The organism is Helicobacter apodemus (assembly GCF_000765745.2).
Classification (GTDB): domain Bacteria; phylum Campylobacterota; class Campylobacteria; order Campylobacterales; family Helicobacteraceae; genus Helicobacter_D; species Helicobacter_D apodemus.
Map to the genome: position 1 here is coordinate 56,428 of NZ_JRPC02000002.1, position 17,866 is coordinate 74,293.

At 34.0% G+C, this 17,866-nt stretch carries 17 protein-coding genes; 14 read left to right on the forward strand and 3 right to left on the reverse strand.

Features of this window, described 5'->3' with window-relative positions; all coding sequences use genetic code 11:
• Positions 1-20 precede the first annotated feature (20 nt).
• From LS72_RS01080 to LS72_RS01125, 10 genes are all read left to right on the forward strand, one after another.
• Positions 21-845, forward strand: a complete 825-nt coding sequence (locus LS72_RS01080; protein ID WP_034553435.1) for a 3'-5' exonuclease — start codon at positions 21-23, stop codon at positions 843-845.
• A gap of 8 nt (positions 846-853) precedes the next feature.
• A complete protein-coding gene (locus LS72_RS01085) occupies positions 854-1,759 on the forward strand; it encodes a PDC sensor domain-containing protein (protein ID WP_034553434.1) in 906 nt (301 codons plus the stop codon).
• An 11-nt stretch (positions 1,760-1,770) separates the two neighbouring features.
• A complete protein-coding gene (gene hisH / locus LS72_RS01090) occupies positions 1,771-2,379 on the forward strand; it encodes an imidazole glycerol phosphate synthase subunit HisH (protein ID WP_034553460.1) in 609 nt (202 codons plus the stop codon).
• 1 nt (position 2,380) lies between these two features.
• Positions 2,381-3,094, forward strand: coding sequence for a 1-(5-phosphoribosyl)-5-[(5-phosphoribosylamino)methylideneamino]imidazole-4-carboxamide isomerase (hisA, locus tag LS72_RS01095; RefSeq protein ID WP_034553432.1), 714 nt, complete (start codon positions 2,381-2,383; stop codon positions 3,092-3,094).
• An 85-nt stretch (positions 3,095-3,179) separates the two neighbouring features.
• Positions 3,180-3,554, forward strand: coding sequence for a chemotaxis response regulator CheY (locus LS72_RS01100; RefSeq protein WP_138154887.1), 375 nt, complete (start codon positions 3,180-3,182; stop codon positions 3,552-3,554).
• Between the two features lie 2 nt (positions 3,555-3,556).
• Complete coding sequence (locus tag LS72_RS01105) at positions 3,557-4,387, forward strand: 50S ribosomal protein L11 methyltransferase (protein WP_034553267.1); 831 nt, start codon at positions 3,557-3,559, stop codon at positions 4,385-4,387.
• 15 nt (positions 4,388-4,402) lie between these two features.
• On the forward strand, positions 4,403-6,331 hold the full coding sequence (ftsH, locus tag LS72_RS01110; protein WP_034553264.1) for an ATP-dependent zinc metalloprotease FtsH: 1,929 nt from the start codon (positions 4,403-4,405) through the stop codon (positions 6,329-6,331).
• Positions 6,332-6,338: 7 nt separating this feature from the next.
• A complete protein-coding gene (locus LS72_RS01115) occupies positions 6,339-6,944 on the forward strand; it encodes a phosphatidylserine decarboxylase (RefSeq protein WP_052087245.1) in 606 nt (201 codons plus the stop codon).
• The gene (gene pssA / locus LS72_RS01120) at positions 6,944-7,666 is read left to right on the forward strand and encodes a CDP-diacylglycerol--serine O-phosphatidyltransferase (protein WP_034553263.1); all 723 of its coding nucleotides are present in this window, start codon (positions 6,944-6,946) and stop codon (positions 7,664-7,666) included. The genes LS72_RS01115 and pssA overlap by 1 nt, the downstream gene beginning before the upstream one ends.
• A gap of 147 nt (positions 7,667-7,813) precedes the next feature.
• A complete protein-coding gene (locus LS72_RS01125; protein ID WP_034553260.1) occupies positions 7,814-9,355 on the forward strand; it encodes a 2-isopropylmalate synthase in 1,542 nt (513 codons plus the stop codon).
• 2 nt (positions 9,356-9,357) lie between these two features.
• Here the strand turns inward: LS72_RS01125 and LS72_RS01130 are convergent, their stop codons facing one another.
• The 3 genes from LS72_RS01130 to LS72_RS01140 form a co-directional block, all read right to left on the reverse strand.
• Entirely contained in the window at positions 9,358-10,272 is a 915-nt protein-coding gene (locus LS72_RS01130; protein WP_034553258.1) for an AEC family transporter, read from the reverse strand.
• Between the two features lie 48 nt (positions 10,273-10,320).
• Positions 10,321-11,733, reverse strand: a complete 1,413-nt coding sequence (locus tag LS72_RS01135; RefSeq protein WP_034553256.1) for a Do family serine endopeptidase — start codon at positions 11,731-11,733, stop codon at positions 10,321-10,323.
• A gap of 77 nt (positions 11,734-11,810) precedes the next feature.
• Positions 11,811-12,986, reverse strand: coding sequence for a cation:proton antiporter (locus tag LS72_RS01140; RefSeq protein WP_034553253.1), 1,176 nt, complete (start codon positions 12,984-12,986; stop codon positions 11,811-11,813).
• 223 nt (positions 12,987-13,209) lie between these two features.
• Here LS72_RS01140 and LS72_RS01145 point away from each other — a divergent pair, with 223 nt between their 5' ends.
• The 4 genes from LS72_RS01145 (at position 13,210) to lpxD (ending at position 17,665) form a co-directional block, all read left to right on the forward strand.
• Positions 13,210-14,427 carry an aminotransferase class V-fold PLP-dependent enzyme gene (locus tag LS72_RS01145; RefSeq protein ID WP_052087244.1) on the forward strand — a complete coding sequence of 406 codons (1,218 nt, stop codon included), beginning with the start codon at positions 13,210-13,212 and terminating at the stop codon, positions 14,425-14,427.
• Between the two features lie 64 nt (positions 14,428-14,491).
• Positions 14,492-16,180, forward strand: coding sequence for an acetolactate synthase large subunit (locus tag LS72_RS01150; RefSeq protein ID WP_034553250.1), 1,689 nt, complete (start codon positions 14,492-14,494; stop codon positions 16,178-16,180).
• A 2-nt stretch (positions 16,181-16,182) separates the two neighbouring features.
• Positions 16,183-16,653, forward strand: a complete 471-nt coding sequence (gene ilvN / locus LS72_RS01155; protein WP_034553247.1) for an acetolactate synthase small subunit — start codon at positions 16,183-16,185, stop codon at positions 16,651-16,653.
• Positions 16,654-16,663: 10 nt separating this feature from the next.
• Positions 16,664-17,665, forward strand: coding sequence for a UDP-3-O-(3-hydroxymyristoyl)glucosamine N-acyltransferase (gene lpxD / locus LS72_RS01160; protein WP_034553244.1), 1,002 nt, complete (start codon positions 16,664-16,666; stop codon positions 17,663-17,665).
• Positions 17,666-17,866: the final 201 nt, after the last annotated feature.

Genomic DNA, 17,866 nt, shown 5'->3' on the forward strand with positions numbered 1-17,866 from the left:
TACTTTAAAGGATGTTTGTTATGGTAATGGTTTTTGATTGCGAGACTATCCCAGATGTGGCATTGATTAAAAAAACTTTTCAAAGTGAGTTTCAAAGTAGGGATATAGTTACACAAGATGATTTAGAGATTAGTAAAGAAGCCCAAAAAATACAAAAGGAGTTAAGTGGTAGTGAGTTTTTACCCCTTTGTTATCATCAAGTTGTTTCTATTGCTGCGGTTTTTTGTGATGAATATGGAAACTTTAAGAAAGTGGGGAATTTTTCAAGTGTTGGGAATACTAAAGAGGAGCAAGAGAAGTCGCTTATTAAAGGGTTTTTGGAGTATTTAAATAAACATCAACCTAAGCTTGTAAGCTTTAATGGTAGGGGATTTGATATGCCAATGCTATTACTTAGGGCAATGAAGTATAAACTATCGGCTAATGCTTATTTTGAAGTAGAGAATCTGCAATTTAATAAGAGTAAATGGGAAAATTATCGCCAAAGGTATAGTGAGCGATTCCATACCGATTTATTGGATGTATTAGGGAATTATGGTGCTACTAGAGGATTGAAACTTGATGTTTTAGCAAATCTTGTAGGGTTTCCGGGTAAGTTTGATGTTTGTGGGGATATGGTGCTTGATTTATATTATAAAAAAGAATATGAAAAGATTAACACCTATTGTCAAAGTGATGTTTTAAATACCTATGGATTATACCTTAATTATGAGCTTTTATCCGGGAATTTAAGTGTGCAAGAGTATCAAAATATTTTATTGCATTGGAGAGATGCTCTCCCACAAGATAAAGCATATTATCGGATATTTTTTGATACAATCACGCAGCAAATTGAAAGTTTATAAGGAAAAGTATGTTATCAAAAGAGATTTTGCATTTCAATGAAATAAGATATGAGATTAGAGCGTATTTATGTTTTTTATTCCAACGCAATATTAAGAATTATCTCCCTTATATTGAGCTTAATAAAATTATTGAGGGATTGCATAAAATTGAAAAAGAAGTCGGTATTTTTGAGCTACTTTATATTTTAGATTCTGCTGGAAATTTAGTTATTGATGGCATTACAAGCAATACAAGTTTGAAATGTAAAAAAGGAGAGAATCACAATGATAGGGCTTATTTTTATCGTGCTATTAAAGAGAAGAAATGTATTTTAACCGACCCTTACCCCTCTGTGGCGAGTGGGACTTTAGTTGTAACAGCAGCCTATCCTTTATATAATGATAGGGGTGAGCTTATATATGTTGCCTGTATAGATTTACCCTTAGAGAAAATCCCCCATCTTGTTAATCCAACTTTTCTTTTTGGCATCTCTTCAAATTTTAGAAAAATGGTTTATTTTGTAATGTCTTTAGCCCTTTTTGCGATTTGTGTTTTATTGCTTGTTAAAGGAAGTGTTAGTATGTGGGATGCTTTAGGGAATTTTAATAACTTAGATATTAAAGATGTTTTTGAAGCTACGATTTTAATCACACTTTCTTTAGCGATTTTTGATTTAGTGAGTGCTATTTTCGAAGAAGAAGTTTTAGGGAGGCATAAATCCCAAGATTCTAAAGTTGTGCATCAAACAATGATTCGATTTTTAGGTTCTATTATCATTGCTTTAGCAATTGAAGCCTTAATGCTTGTCTTTAAAATGACAATTACAGAGCCTGATAAGTTAATTTATGCGGTGTATTTAATTGCTGGTGTTACTTCACTTTTAATTGGTTTGTCGCTTTATGTTAAATTTACAGCAGTAGTGCGTAAAGGTTAATGCAAGAGTCTATGTTAGGGATTATTAATTATAAAATTGGGAATTTAGCAAGTGTGCAAAATGCTTTTAGAAAGCTCAATCAAGAAGCAGTTATTATAGAAGATCCACAGAGTCTTAAAAAGTGTAGCTTACTTGTATTGCCTGGTGTTGGTGCATTTGGCGATGCTATGGAGCATTTAAGCAGAAGTGGTATGCAAGAGGCTATTTTAGAATATGTAAAAAGTGGGAAGTATTTATTAGGGATTTGTCTTGGAATGCAACTTTTATTTCAAAGGAGTGAGGAGTTTGGAGAGCATTTAGGGCTTGGTTTGTTAGAAGGCGAGGTTCTTAAGATTGCAGGATTAAAAAAGGAGGAGAAGATACCGCATATGGGTTGGAATCTTGTTAAAAGGTATCAAGATAGTCCCCTCTTTAAAGGTGTACCCGCAGAGTTTTATTTATATTTTGTGCATAGCTTTTGTGTGAGGAATCTTAGCAATGCTATAGGCGTTAGTCGCTATGGTATGGAATTTGCCTCTATGGTGCAAAAGGATAATATTTTTGGGATTCAGCCCCATCCAGAAAAATCACATAATGTGGGCTTAAAAATCTTACAAAATTTTATACACTTAAAGGATTAAAATGCAAATTATCCCCGCAATTGATTTAAAAGATGGCTATGCTGTAAGATTAAAACAAGGCGATATGCAAAGTGCAAAAATTTATGATAAAAATCCTTTAAATCTTTGTGCTATTTTTGAAGATTTGGGTGCGGAATATCTCCATATTGTCGATTTAGATGGTGCTTTTTTGGGGAGACCCAAGAATAGAGCCATTATTGAACGAATTTGCAGGGATTGTAAGCTAAAAATTGAAGTGGGTGGCGGGATTCGGAATGAGGATACCATTAAGGGCTATTTAGATATGGGAATTACCCGTGTAATTTTAGGTTCTATTGCATTACAAAAGCTAGATTTTGCTTTAGCTATGGCGGAGAAATATCCTATTGTCATAGGGATTGATGCAAAAGATGGAAAAGTTGCTATTAATGGGTGGGGAGATACACAAAGTATTTTAGCCCAAGACTTTGCTAAAGAGTTTTTAGGGAGCAAGATAGAGGCTATTATCTGCACAGATATTGCACGAGATGGAATGCTTGAGGGGATTAATATAAGTTTTACCCAAGCAATCGCTAAAGCAAGCGGAGTTTTTACTATTGCTAGTGGAGGTTTATCAAGTCTAGAAGATTTGCAGATATTAAAAGATAATGGAATTAAAGCAGTGATTGTAGGTAAGGCGTTTTATGAAAGAAAAATCGATCTACAAAAAGCCTTCCAAAAATTTGGAAATTCGTAAAAATTTATTATTGTAAGTAGCAATTTATGCTATTATTATATTTAGCAAAAGCGAAATAATTAGTTGCAATTTTAAGGAGTTTATCTTGAAAATGGTTGTTGTTGATGATAGTTCAACTATGAGACGAATTATAAAAAATACTTTGGCACGACTAGGTTATAATGATATTTTAGAAGGCGAAAATGGTGTTGAAGGCTGGGATAAAATGGATAAAAACGCTGATGTTAAAGTGTTGATTACAGACTGGAATATGCCCGAGATGAATGGTTTGGATTTAGTTAAGAAAGTTCGTTCTGATGAACGATTTAAAGATATTCCTATTATTATGGTTACAACAGAAGGTGGTAAAGCAGAAGTTATTACCGCACTTAAAGCTGGAGTAAATAACTATATTGTTAAGCCTTTCACTCCTCAAGTCTTAAAAGAGAAATTAGAAGCTGTTTTAGGCATAAATGATTAGAAATGGATCCCTGTTATAATTCCCTCATTGTCAAAGCAGATAATTTTTTATGGCTTTTAAAGGATAAAGCATTAGAGATTACCAAAGAAGCTATAGAAGAAATAGAAAATGGTTTTATTATAAGAACTTTTAGTGATGTCCGAGATATTCGGCTTGAGCTTCAAAATTTTACAAAAAATATAGAAAGTGTTATGGGTCAAGAAATTTCTTTAGAATTTAAAGAAGCACAAGAAAAGAATCAAGATTGGATTGAAAAATATTATCATTCTGTTTCTCCATTGGAATATGGGAAATTTTATATTCATCCAACCTGGTATGCTAATAAAAAAGAAAAAATCAATATTATTATTGATCCTGCACTTGCCTTTGGAAGTGGTCATCATGGGAGCACTTTTGGTTGTATAAAAATGCTTGATAGTTTAGCATTGGAGAATAAGAAGATTCTTGATGTAGGCTGTGGAAGTGGAATATTATCTATTCTAGCAAAAAAATGTAAGGCAGAGGTGTGGAGTTGTGATACAGATAGTATAGCTGTAGAATCTACACAAGCGAATATGCTAAAAAATAATGTTACAATAGATACTATATGGCAAGGTTCTTTAGAGATGATAAAGGAAAAGGAAGGGTATTTTGATGTTGTAGTAGCTAATATTTTAGCTGATGTGCTTATTGCATTACCTTTAGATAGGTTTGTAAAAAAGGGTGGAGTTTTGATATTATCTGGTATTTTAGAGAAGTATGAATCTAAAGTTCTTGATAAGTTCAAAAACTTAAAAAAGCTAAATGGAGAAACTATAGAAGAATGGGTAACCTTAGCTTTCAATAAAAATTAATAAGGATATACCAAAATGAAACAACAAAAACCTAATAATAATCAAGAAAAAAAACCCGGTAACTTTTTTAATCAAAATCCTCTTTTGATGTTTGTTATTTTTGCCATCATTGCTATTGTGGTTTTCCGATTTATCTCTCCTAGTGGAGATAGTTTAAACGCCTTTAATGGGGTTAGTGCCACTAAAACAATTAACTATTATGAATTAAAAAAACTTATTGAAAATAAAGAAGTGAGTTTTGTAGCCATCGGACAAACCAATATTAAAGCAACTTCTATAAGCAATGGTTCTAAAATTGTTTATAACGCTCAAAGGGTAAATCCTGATAATACGCTTATTCCATTGCTTGATGAAAAAGGTGTAGAATACACAGGTTATAATGAGAGTAATTGGCTTAGTGATATGCTTTTTGGCTGGGTATTGCCTGTTTTTATTTTCTTTGCCATTTGGATGTTCTTAGCTAATCGTATGCAAAAAAATATGGGAAGTGGGATTTTAGGTATTGGTAGCTCTAAAAAGCTTGTAAATGCGGAAAAACCCAATGTGAAATTTGAGGATATGGCGGGGAATGTTGAGGCTAAAGATGAGGTTGTAGAGGTCGTCGATTTTCTAAGGAATCCTGATAGGTATGCTGCATTAGGAGCAAAGATTCCTAAAGGAGTGCTTTTAGTTGGTCCTCCTGGGACAGGAAAAACACTTCTTGCAAAAGCTGTAGCTGGAGAAGCGAATGTTCCGTTTTTTTCTGTGAGTGGAAGTAGTTTTATTGAAATGTTTGTTGGAGTGGGTGCTAGTCGTGTGCGAGATTTATTTGAAAACGCTAAGAAGGAAGCCCCTAGTATTATTTTTATTGATGAGATTGATGCCATTGGTAAAAGTCGTGCAGCAGGAGGAATGATAAGTGGCAATGATGAAAGGGAGCAAACTTTAAATCAGCTCTTAGCTGAAATGGATGGATTTAGTTCCGATTCTTCCCCTGTTATTGTTCTTGCAGCAACGAATCGTCCCGAAGTTTTAGACCCAGCACTTTTGCGTCCGGGTAGATTTGATAGACAAGTTTTAGTTGATAAACCAGATTTTGAAGGAAGGGTTGAGATTTTAAAAGTGCATATTAAAAATATCAAGCTTTCTAAAAATGTTGATTTATTTGAAATTGCTAAATTAACTGCAGGACTTGCAGGAGCAGATTTAGCAAATATTGTTAATGAAGCAGCCTTACTTGCAGGGCGTAATAATAAGAAAGATGTGGAACAAAATGACTTTTTAGAGGCTGTAGAGAGAGGCATTGCCGGATTAGAGAAAAAATCGCGGAGAATTTCCCCTAAAGAGAAAAAAATCGTTGCTTATCACGAGAGTGGGCACGCACTTATTGCAGAGATTACTAAAGGAGCAAAAAAGGTTACTAAAGTCTCTATTATTCCACGCGGTTTAGCTGCACTTGGCTATACACTTAATACGCCAGAAGAGAATAAATACCTTATGCAAAAACACGAATTACTTGCTGAAGTGGATGTCTTACTTGGTGGTAGAGCGGCAGAAGCAGTGTTTTTAGGAGAAATTTCAACAGGTGCGAGTAATGACTTAGAGAGAGCTACAGATATTATTAAAGCAATGGTGAGTTATTATGGTATGACCGATGTGGCAGGGCTTATGGTTTTAGAGAAGCAAAGGAATGTATTTTTAAATGGTGGGCTTGGGAATTCTAGAGAATATAGTGAAGAAATGGCAGAAAAAATGGATACCCATATTAAGAAAGTATTAAATGAACGTTTTGAAGCCGTTAAGGAATCTTTAGAAATTTATAGAGAAGCTATTGAAAATATGGTAAAAGAATTATTTGATAAAGAAAATATTGATGGAGAGAAGGTTAGAGAGATTATCTCTGCTTATGAGAAGGCGAATAATTTACCTACTCGCTTAGTGATTGAGCAAAAAGAAGAGGCTTAAAACCATAATGAGAACAACTACAGAAATCATCGCAAGAGAAGGGTGGAAACCATTAGTTATTGGTGTTATTGTTTTATTGCTTAGTTGGCTTTTTTCTTCGGGATTCTTAGGTTGGCTTGCTTTTATCTTTATAGTAGGTGTTTTGTATTGTTATTATAATCCCGAGAGAATCCCCGAAGATATCGCGGAGAATTTAATCTTATCTCCTATTGATGGCAAAATTGAGAGTATAGAAAAAACAGACAATGGAATTTATTTAGAGATTGATAAGCCTCTTTATTTTTGCGGATTATTAAGAATGCCTTTTGAAGGAAGTATGAAGCAAAAGGAAAAGATTAATGGTGTGTTGAATGCTTCACCCATTATTGGACAGAGGACACTTTTGGAGTTTTTTCATACACAGGGAATGAAAGTAGAAATGTTTATATACCCTAAAGCCTATCGTAATAATCTTCATTTGTATTTTGGTGAATCTAAATTTAAAGTAACACAGAGAATAGGCTTTTTTCTTAAGGGTAAAGCAAGGATTGGAATCCCTTTAAATACAGAATTAAAAGTTTCTGTTGGAGATAGAGTATTTGCTGGTTCTAGTGCTTTAGGTTATGTTTATTAATGAAAATTGACCCCTTGTATTTATTGCCAAACCTCTTTACAGGCGCAAGTATTTACCTAGGTGTTTTAAGCATTGCTTATGCCTTTGTAGAGCGATTTGAGATTGCTTGTTGGCTTATTTTAATTAGTCTTATTTTTGATGGATTAGATGGTAGGATAGCACGTTTAACAGGAACGACAAGTAGGTTTGGTGTGGAATTTGATTCTTTAGCAGACATTGTGGCTTTTGGTGTTGCTCCTGCCATAATTTTATTTTTTTATGGTGGATATAATTATGGTAAATTTGGTATTGTGATAGCCGGGCTTTATGTAGTCTTTGGTGCTATTAGATTGGCACGTTTTAATGTTACAACAAATCATAATGAACCTAATATGTTTATTGGGTTGCCTATACCCTCTGCCGCAGTTTTTATTGTGGGTTGGTTACTTTTTGAAATAAACTTTTCTAAAACTTATCCAGAAATTTCAGAATATATTTTAAAGTTTTTGATTATATCAAGCTTACTAGTAGCCCTTTTGATGGTTAGTAATGTCCGCTACCCTAGTTTTAAAAAAATGAATTTTGAAAAAGTAAATTTTGGGAAAATTGTTGTATTATTAATGATTATTTTAGCAATTTTATTTATTTATCCTATTTATACCATTGTTGTTGGGATTACTTGTTATGTATTATTTGGTCCTTTAAGGACTTTTTATCATCTTTTAAAAAAACGTTTTACTTAAGGGGTAATAGGTGAGAGTTTGTTGTATTTGGCATTATAGCTATATTTTTAAAAACCTTTTGACCTTTTGCAGGTTTCTTCCTCTGGGATTTTTTCTCTAGCATTCATTTAAACACATTCTAAGAAAATAAAACTTTAAGGAAATATTATGGAAATGGTAAAGATTTTTGATACAACATTAAGAGATGGTGAACAAAGCCCCGGTGCTTCTATGAATACAGAGGAAAAAATCAAACTTGCAATACAATTAGAAAAATTGGGGGTTGATATAATTGAAGCTGGATTTGCAGCGGCTAGTCCGGGGGATTATGAAGCAATTTCTAGAATCTCGCAAACTCTCAAAAAAACAACTATTTGCTCTCTTGCAAGGGCAATCCCAAGAGATATAGAAACTGCTGCTAGAGCCTTAGAAAAAGCTCAATCTAAAAGGATTCATACTTTTATCGCTACAAGTCCTATACATATGGAATATAAGCTTAAAATGCAGCCTAATGAGGTGCTTAAAAGGGCTATAGAGGCTGTAAAACTTGCAAAGAGCTATTGTGAAGATGTAGAGTTTAGTTGTGAGGATGCTTGTAGGAGTGATATAGGATTTTTAAAAGAAGTCGCACTTGCGGTTATTGAAGCAGGAGCTACAACGCTTAATTTGCCTGATACCGTAGGTTATCGCCTACCTTTTGAAATAGGCTGTATTATTCGAGAGATGAAGCAATGTGTTGGAGAGAGTGCTATATTATCGGTTCATTGCCATAATGATTTAGGTCTAGCGGTGGCTAATGCTATTGCTGGGATTCAAAATGGAGCAAGACAAGTAGAATGCACTATTAATGGATTGGGAGAGAGAGCGGGGAATACTGCTTTAGAAGAAGTGGTAATGATACTAAAGACGCGTCAAGATGTTTTTGAAGATTTAGATACGCGTATTAATACTAAAGAAATCTATGCTTGTAGTAAGCTTGTTGCAGATATTACCGGAATATGTCCACAACCTAATAAAGCAATCGTTGGTAAAAATGCTTTTGCACACGAGAGTGGGATTCATCAAGATGGGATGCTTAAGCATAGGGAAACTTATGAGATTATGAAAAGAAGTGATATTGGGATACCTGAAAATAATGGTTTAGTTTTAGGTAAGCATAGTGGTAGAGCAGCCTTTAAGGATAAATTAGAAAGTTTAGGCTTTAGTGGAATTTCTCAAGAATCTTTGGATGCCGCTTTTGAAAGGTTTAAAATACTTTGTGATAGAAAAAAGGAAGTCTATGATGAGGATATACGTTCTATTATGACAGAGGAATCTACCAAGATACCGCAAGTTTTTGAGCTTGTGAGTTTGCAAATTAGCACTTGTTCTAGCGGGTTTCCTTATGCGGCAATTTGCATACAAAAGGATAATGGACAAAAGGTTGATGCAGCCATAGGGAATGGAAGTGTTGATGCGATTTTGAAGACTATTGATAGAATTAGCGGTTATAATGGAGTCTTAAAAGATTATAAAGTAGAAGCTGTGAGTGAGGGTAAAGATGCCTTAGCTAAGGTTGTGGTAAAAGTAGAATTTGATCCAAATAAACCAGCGGTAATTGGACATGGGCTACATCTTGATACTTGCCAAGCAACTGCTAAAGCCTATCTTGGTGCGTTAAATAGCTATCTTTGTATGAAAGAATTAATTGTTACTAAGAAAATGCGGTAGATTTAGAGAATGGTTAAAAGATAATTTAAAAAAGGGATTGTGAGTAAGGAAAAGAGAATGCCAAATGCAATAGAGCTTATAGCAAGATTTGAGTCTAATTTAGCTTTCATAATGATAGCACCTGCTAAGGTCATTGTTGGCATTGCGGATTCTAAAATAGTTACTTTTGCAATGGTATTAAATTCTAAGTCTATTATCATCACTAAGAGAATAAATATAAAGGGTGCTAAAAGTGTTTTGCAAAAAATTACAAGAATCGCACTCTTATAAGAGGTTATAATCGCATTAAAGCTAAGAGAAAGACCAATAGCAAAAAGGGCAATAGGGGTAGCGGTGTTACCAAAAATTTCTATGGGAGAGAAGATAAAATCAGGAATGGGAAAAAGTCTTAATAAAAACCCTAATGCTAAGGCGATAAAGGGTGGAAACCTTATAATTTTTTTAATATTCTCCCACAAATTTATTTTTTGATAGGTGCCTAAAGCAAGAATGAAAGGACTTAAAAGCAACATAGGCAAAGCAGTGGCTAAAGAATCATAAAAAATAATCTCTCCAATAAATCTTTCACCATAAATACCGGCAATTACAGGGACGCCTACAAACAGTGTATTGCCAAAACTTGTGAGTAGAAATATACTTACTAAAGTGCTTTTAGAAAATTTTAGAATATAGCCTAAAGTTACCGCAAAAACTCCTGCAATAAAACAAGCAATCAAGCCCATACCAATAAGGAGCAATAAAGAAGTTTCAAAATTTAAATGGTAAATTTTGTCAAAAATAAGACAGGGAAGTGCAAAGGTAATGACAAAATCTAAAAACATTCGGGATTGTTTTTGTCTTAAAACCTTGCTTCGTTTAGCAATATATCCAGCAAATAAAAGAGAAAAAATTGTAAATAAAGGATTGAAAATAAGCATTTTTCACCTTTTTTAAAATGGATATTGTTGCTCCAAAGTGGAGTTAAGCTAACGTATGACTATACTAAAAACTCTCCCCCCACGATTGACTAATATTCGTTTAGATTGTCCTTTATAGTGATTGAGTGCTTCATTGAAACTTTCAGCATCTTTAATGCTAAAACTTTCTACCTGTGTGATAATATCGCCTTCAATCAATCCAACTTCCTCAGCTTTACTACCTTGTTGAACCCTAGTTACAAAAACACCTTGTAAATTATTAGGAATACTAAAACGCGTTTTAATCTCTGTATTTAATGTAACTATTTCTAAGCCATTAATGCCTCCAACTACGCTTCCATTTGAGCTTGTATTGTTTAGAGCTTTTGTAAGTGTGATATTAAGTGTTTGTTCTTTTTTATCGCGTAGGATTGTTAGGGTTACTTTATCTTTTGGATTATAAGTGCCAATGATATTTTTAAGCTCTGCAGCAGATCTAATAGGTATTCCATTGACTTTTGTAATTAAATCCCATACTTTCAAACCTGCTTTTTGAGCTGGAGAATCTTTTTCTATAGAAATAACTACAGCACCCTTTTGTTCTTTATAAACATCTTCTAAGTCATTATTGACATCTTGAATCCCAACGCCTAAATACCCACGTTCAATGGTTCCTTTTTCGATTAGGGTTTTAGAGATTTTTTTCACCATTTCAGAGGGGATGGCAAAACCAATTCCGTGGTTTCCTCCTGTTCTTGATAGAATAGCAGTATTAATCCCTATTAATCCTCCCCTGCTATCTACTAAAGCGCCTCCACTATTTCCGGGATTAATAGAAGCATCAGTTTGTATGAAGTTTTCATAATCATTAATTCCAATTCCTGTTTTATTAAGTGCAGAGATTATTCCTTGAGTTACACTCTCTCCAACTCCAAAAGGATTCCCAATGGCAAAAACAATATCTCCTACTTGGGCTTCATTGCTAGAAGCGAATTTTAAAAACGGAAGATTTTTAGTATTGATTTTGATAATAGCTAAATCAGTTTTTTCATCTTTTCCAATCACTTTTGCTTCATACTCTTTATTGGATTCTGGAAGAGCTACTGAAATCTTATCTGCACCATCAATAACATGGTTGTTAGTTACGATATAGCCATCTGAAGAGATAATCGTTCCACTCCCTAAACTTCGCTCAATTCTATCTTTTGGGACGATAGCACCAAAGGCATCCCCAAAAAATTGTTTAAAAAATGGATCATTTAAAAAAGGATGCCCTTGAATGTTAGGAGTTTTGATCTTTTTTTGTGTAGAGATATTCACCACAGCTTTTTTTGCTTCTTTGATAGAATCATAATAAGAATAAATAGTGTTTTGTGAAATATCTGGGGACTCTCTTGAAGTAATACTAGGAAGTTCCGCTACTTCAAAGGCGTAAAGATTACCCATTAATAAGGCACTTAGGAATAAGATTTGAATTTTCATTGTAGGATCTCCTTAAAGTAAAATCTATCTAACATTATCACAAAAAAATGTAAATGAATAAATAATAATACGAAATTTTAAGCATTGTTTTGTGATAAGAAGTTACTTTTGAAAGTATAAATAAATTTAATACAAATACTTAAGCAAATGCTTTCTAAAATAGCTGCGAGAATAAAGGCATAATATTCCTCATTACTAATAGCATTAAAATGCTTTCCAAGTTGTGCAGTAGCTACGAGAAAAGTTAAAGGCATAGAATGGCTAAAGGCAAAAAGAATAGTTTTTTTATAACTTTTAAAATAATTTTTATAAGCAATAAGTGCGGCTATAACTCTTAGAGCAACCATTATAAGGATAATAGAAAATGTTTGTGAAAAAAGACTTGGGTTGCTAATGATGAGTTTTAAATCTAAAGTGGAGCCTACATAGATAAAAAATAATGGAATAAAAAAACCAAATCCAAAATCATTAAGCTTTTCGCTTAAACCCTTTTGGTAGTGGAAATAAGTAGAGAGAATCATACCTGCTAAAAATGCTCCTAAAACAGTTTCTAATTCTAGAATCTGCACGATTCCAATCATTGATAAAAAAAGCATAATAGAAAAGCGAATATCTTGGTTTTTAGTAGAATCTTTAGGGATGGCAAGGAATTTTAAAGTTGGGAACCACCAAAAAAGTATATCCGCAATTTTGAAAATTCCTATGATAACACCTAAGAAAGCAAATAGGACAAAAAGTGTTTCATAGAGTTTCCAAGTTAATCCATAAGAATAAGTGCCATTTAAAATTACTAAAACAATAATACTAATAAGCTCACCTAAGATTCCAACATTAAGCGCAAGTTGTAGCCACGAAATATTTTTGGGATATTCTTTAAGCATCGCCATAATCATACCTAAGCTCATAATAGGCAGTGCTGCGATATAAAATTCACTTAAATCTTTGTAAAATACATAAAGTAAGGCTATCCCATAAATAATTAGCAAATAAAGGCTAGCGGATTTTAAAAATTTCCCACCAAATTTTTTAAATGTTTTTAAATCAACTTCTAAGCCACACAAAAACATTAAAAACAAAAATCCAATATGGGCTGTGAATTCTAAAGAAGGGGAATGTGTAAAAAAATTAAAATAAAAAGCAAAAGCACCTAATAAAATTTCTGTTACAACAAGTGGGATTTTCGTAAGAGAGCTAAGAAAGGGAGCAATAACAATTAACAAAGAAATAACACCAAAGGTAAGAATATTCTCCATAAAAATCCTAGCGTTAAGATGAGATTTTGAAGTATAACAAAAGCTTCTTTAAAAGAATCAATTTATCCTTATTAAGGCTCTTGCTTATGGTAAAATACTTTAAATTTAAGATTTTAGGAATTTGGTTGTGGAGAGAGGTTTTTTTAAATCTTTATTACCCACTTTTAAAGAGCAAGAACAAAAAGTGGAGATTTTGAAAAAGCAATGTATTTTAAAAGCAGGAATGTATTATTTTGATTGGACAGCTAGTGGATTAGCAGCATTTTGTGTGGAGAGCAGGATTCAAAATATTTTGCCTTTTTATGCTAATACGCATTCTGAAAGCTCCAAACATTCTGAAATAATGGGTAGGATTTATCAAAATGCTCGTGCAATTATTAGTAAATCTTTTAGCCTTGATGAGAGTTTTGCGGTAATCTCTTGTGGTTTTGGGTCAAGTGCTGCTATTAAGAAATTTCAAGAGATTATGGGGATATATATCCCCCCTAAGACTAAGCAAATCTTAGGAGATTCTTTAAAATCCTTAGAGTTACCTTTAGTAATTGTTAGTCCTTTTGAGCATCATAGTAACGAACTAAGCTTTAGAGAAGGGCTTTGTGAGGTAGTTAGGATTCCTCTTAATGAATATGGGTTGGTAGATTTAGAATCTTTAGAGTTAATATTAAAGCAAAATAGAGGGAGAAAAATTATCGCTTCTTTTGCTTTAGCTTCTAATGTGAGTGGGATTATCGCTCCTTTTGTAGAAATTTCTAATTTAGTGAGAAGCTATGGAGGGATTATGTGCTATGATATGGCAAGCTCTTCAGCATATTTTGATATACCTTGTGATTTTTATGATGTTGCCTTTCTCTCTCCTCATAAGCTCTTAGGAGGAGTTGGCAGTAGTGGAGTATTAATCATCAAGCGCGATTTAATTGATAAAACACTTTCCCCAACTTTTTGTGGTGGGGGTGTAGTAGGCTATGTTTCACGTAGTAGTGCTAGGTATTTTGCTAATGAGGAAGTTAGAGAGGAGGCTGGGACTCCAGGTATATTAGAGTTTATAAGGGGCGGATTAGCCTATTTGTTGCGGGATGAGATTGATAAACAATGGATTTTAGCGTATAAAGAAGAAATTGCTAGAATCTTTAAAGAATTTTTAGGGAATGAGAAGCATGTTATTGTCTATGGTAATTTAGATTATAACGCTTTAGGGATTTTTCCTTTTAATATTAGGAATAAATCCCCCTATGAAATGGCAGGAATTCTTTCAAGGGAATATGGTATTCTTGTGCGTGCTGGTTGCTCTTGTGCAGGTCCTTATGGACATGATTTATTGGGACTAAAAGATAATGAGACATTTTTACAAAAGCCCGGTTGGATTCGTGTGAGTTTGCACTATACGCATACGCCTAAAGATGTAGAATATTTATGCAATGCGTTAAAAAGACTTTGTGATTAGATATTTTAGGTTTGCTAAAGTGTTTTTAACATACAATCCAACAAAGACTTAATGAGGAGTTTTTATGCGTTTAAATGGTTCTGAAATGGTTATTCACGCTTTGAAAAATGAGGGGGTAAAAGTCGTATTTGGTTACCCCGGCGGTGCTGCTTTAAATATCTATGATGAGTTGTATAAACAAGATTTTTTTGAGCATATCTTAACAAGGCATGAGCAAGCTGCTATTCACGCTGCTGATGGCTATGCAAGAGCAAGCGGGGAAGTGGGGGTTGCCATCGTTACTAGTGGTCCTGGAATTACCAATGCCATTACAGGTATTGCTACGGCGTATATGGATTCTATACCTTTAGTTATCATTAGCGGACAAGTCCCTACAAGCTTAATTGGGACAGATGCCTTTCAAGAAATTGACGCAGTGGGTATTTCGCGTCCTTGCACGAAACATAATTATCTTGTTAAAAGCATTGAAGAGCTTCCTAGAATCTTAAAAGAAGCCTTTTATATCGCAAGGAGTGGTCGTCCAGGTCCTGTTCATATTGATTTACCCAAAGATATTAGTGCTACAATTGGAAAATTTGATTATCCTAAAGAGATTACCTTGCAAACCTATAAACCCACCTATAAAGGAAATATAAGACAGATTAAAAAAATCGCACAAGTGATAAAAGAATCTAAAAAGCCTATTTTATATTTAGGTGGGGGCTGTATCGTTTCAAATGCTGCTAAATGTATAAGGGAATTTTGCGAATTGACACATATTCCAGTTGTTGAAACTTTAATGGCACTTGGCGTGTTACCTGCTAATCATCCTGACTTGTTAGGCATGGTTGGAATGCACGGAAGTTATTGTTCTAATATGGCAATGAGTGAGGCGGATTTAATCATTGCTTTAGGGGCTAGATTTGATGATAGGGTAACAGGAAAATTAAGTGAGTTTGCTAAGAACGCACAAATTATTCATATTGATATTGACCCAAGTAGCATTAGTAAAATTGTTAATGCAAATTACCCTATTGTAGGAGATGTTGGAAATGTTTTAGAGGAGTTAATCCCACTTTTAAAAGGTTATGAGGGTAAAAATATTGCTAATTGGAGAGAAACGCTCAAATGTTATGAGAAGCTTCATCCTCTAAGCTATGAAGATTCCCAAGAAGTTTTAAAACCTCAATGGGTTATACAAAAAATGGGAGAGATGTTAGGCGATAGTGCATTTATTACAACAGATGTTGGGCAGCATCAAATGTGGGCGGCACAATTTTATCCCTTTTGCTTCCCTAGACAATTTGTAAGCAGTGGTGGTTTAGGAACTATGGGGTTTGGATTGCCTGCTGCTATGGGGGTTAAAAAGGCTTTTAAAGACAAAATCTCTATTAATATCACCGGTGATGGCTCAATTTTGATGAATATTCAAGAAATGATAACTTGTTTTGTGGATAATATCCCAGTTGTGAATGTTATTTTAAATAATAGTTATTTAGGGATGGTTCGCCAATGGCAGAGCTTTTTTTATGATAAAAGGTTTGCCCATACGGATTTAAGCACGCAACCAGATTTTGTAAAACTTGCGGAATCTTTTGGCGGTGTAGGTTATGTTTGTGATACTAAAGAAGAATTTATTGAAGCTTTACAATTAGCCATTGATTCGAATAAACCTGCTTTATTAGATGTCCGCATTGATAAGCTAGAAAATGTATTGCCAATGGTGCCAACAGGTGGGGCTTTGTTTAATATGTTATTAGAATATAAGGAGTAAGTATGGAGATTAAACGCATTATTACCGCCATTGTTTTAAATGAACATGGTGTATTATCTCGTATTAGTGGGCTTTTTGCCGGTAGAGGGTATAATATTGAATCCTTAACCGTCGCTCCTATTTTAGAAACTGAACTCTCGCGTATAACTATTGCTACCAAAGGGGATGAGAGGGTGCTAGAGCAGATTTTAAAACAACTCCATAAACTTATTCCTGTTTTGAAAGTTTTAGAAGATGAGCAAATTGTAGAGCAAGAATCCGTGCTTGTGAAATTTGACAAAAAAGAATTTTTAAGTGAATTAAGTGTGATTTTTGACTCTTATAATGGAAAGCTTGTTGAAGTGAATGATAAATATGCTATTTTTATGGCTTGTGATAATCACGAGAGGATTAATGGATTATTAAAAGCCATCCGTTCTTATAAGCCAAAAGATGTTGCAAGAAGTGGCATTTTAGCCATTGAATCGCATTAAAGTGTATTCTATGCAGTTAGATACACTCCTTAGTTTTTTGAAAGAAAAGGGAATTTTAGAGAGGGTGGTGCAAAATAGAAATGGAGAATGGGTAGAATATCACCTCTCTCAATCTTATGAAATACAAGCAATACAATCCCCAGAATTTGCTACTAAAGATGACCTTACCTTTTTAGAGAAAGAAAAATATGCTTCTTCTGTGCTTAGGACAAAAGCCTCCGCTGTAATGCTTCGTAGTAATGATTTAAAATATCTTCCTAAAGAAAGTCTTGGGGTTTTAACCCCTAATCCTTATCTTGCCTTTGCTTATTTAACGCAGTTTTTTGTTAAGCCTCTATTTGGAAGCCCTAAAGAACCTATTGTAGCAGAGGATGTGCAGGTAGCGTCAAATGCTGTAATTGGTAAAGGAAGCGTTATAGCAAAAGGGTGTGTGATAATGGCAGGAGTAGTGATTGGGGAGAATGTTAAAGTAGGTAAAAATTGTATTATCTACCCTAATGTTTGTATCTATAATGATTGTGAGATTGGAGATAATGTTAGGATTCACGCAAATTCTGTTATAGGAAGTGATGGTTTTGGTTATGCGCATACGCAAAATGGAGAACATATTAAGATTTATCATAATGGTAAAGTTGTCTTGGAAGAGGAAGTGGAAATTGGCTCTAATACTTCCATTGATAGGGCAGTATTTGGTGAGACGCGGATTAAAAGGGGCGTAAAGATTGATAATCTTGTGCAAATTGGGCATAATTGTTGCATTGGAGAATATAGCATTATTGTCTCTCAAGCTGGTTTATCAGGTTCGACAACCACAGGACGCAATGTAGTATTAGGAGGGCAATCAGGAAGTGCAGGGCATTTGCATATTGGAGAATTTACCCAAATTGGGGCTAGGGGAGCAATCTCTAAAAGCCTTCCTGCTTTTGGCAAGTTTTCTGGGCATCCACTTTTACCCTTACAAGATTGGTTGAAGTTACAAGTTTTTTTGAAAAAGATGATAAAAAGGCCTTGAAACGATTAATATTCATTCAATAATTTAGGTGTAGCACAATATCTTTGATAAACAAACTAGTGTAGAGATTTTGGCAAAGCTGTGTTTATCCTAAGGTGTAATTAATAAAAATAGTCCTACTTAAAGGATGGTTTGCTCTTGAACTTTTGTTTAAATTAACAATCACAAAAAGTCTTATTTCACAAAACTAAGCCTATCTAA

Excerpts from the sequence above, each read along its gene's own strand:
- LS72_RS01115 (WP_052087245.1), top strand. The coding sequence starts at position 6,339 with ATGAGAACAACTACAGAAATCATCGCAAGAGAAGGGTGGAAACCATTA.
- LS72_RS01145 (WP_052087244.1), top strand. The coding sequence starts at position 13,210 with ATGTATTATTTTGATTGGACAGCTAGTGGATTAGCAGCATTTTGTGTG.
- LS72_RS01130 (WP_034553258.1), bottom strand. The coding sequence starts at position 10,272 with ATGCTTATTTTCAATCCTTTATTTACAATTTTTTCTCTTTTATTTGCT.
- LS72_RS01125 (WP_034553260.1), top strand. The coding sequence starts at position 7,814 with ATGGAAATGGTAAAGATTTTTGATACAACATTAAGAGATGGTGAACAA.
- LS72_RS01085 (WP_034553434.1), top strand. The coding sequence starts at position 854 with ATGTTATCAAAAGAGATTTTGCATTTCAATGAAATAAGATATGAGATT.
- LS72_RS01140 (WP_034553253.1), bottom strand. The coding sequence starts at position 12,986 with ATGGAGAATATTCTTACCTTTGGTGTTATTTCTTTGTTAATTGTTATT.
- LS72_RS01135 (WP_034553256.1), bottom strand. The coding sequence starts at position 11,733 with ATGAAAATTCAAATCTTATTCCTAAGTGCCTTATTAATGGGTAATCTT.
- hisH (WP_034553460.1), top strand. The coding sequence starts at position 1,771 with ATGTTAGGGATTATTAATTATAAAATTGGGAATTTAGCAAGTGTGCAA.
- LS72_RS01150 (WP_034553250.1), top strand. The coding sequence starts at position 14,492 with ATGCGTTTAAATGGTTCTGAAATGGTTATTCACGCTTTGAAAAATGAG.
- pssA (WP_034553263.1), top strand. The coding sequence starts at position 6,944 with ATGAAAATTGACCCCTTGTATTTATTGCCAAACCTCTTTACAGGCGCA.
- LS72_RS01105 (WP_034553267.1), top strand. The coding sequence starts at position 3,557 with ATGGATCCCTGTTATAATTCCCTCATTGTCAAAGCAGATAATTTTTTA.
- LS72_RS01080 (WP_034553435.1), top strand. The coding sequence starts at position 21 with ATGGTAATGGTTTTTGATTGCGAGACTATCCCAGATGTGGCATTGATT.
- lpxD (WP_034553244.1), top strand. The coding sequence starts at position 16,664 with ATGCAGTTAGATACACTCCTTAGTTTTTTGAAAGAAAAGGGAATTTTA.
- ftsH (WP_034553264.1), top strand. The coding sequence starts at position 4,403 with ATGAAACAACAAAAACCTAATAATAATCAAGAAAAAAAACCCGGTAAC.
- hisA (WP_034553432.1), top strand. The coding sequence starts at position 2,381 with ATGCAAATTATCCCCGCAATTGATTTAAAAGATGGCTATGCTGTAAGA.
- ilvN (WP_034553247.1), top strand. The coding sequence starts at position 16,183 with ATGGAGATTAAACGCATTATTACCGCCATTGTTTTAAATGAACATGGT.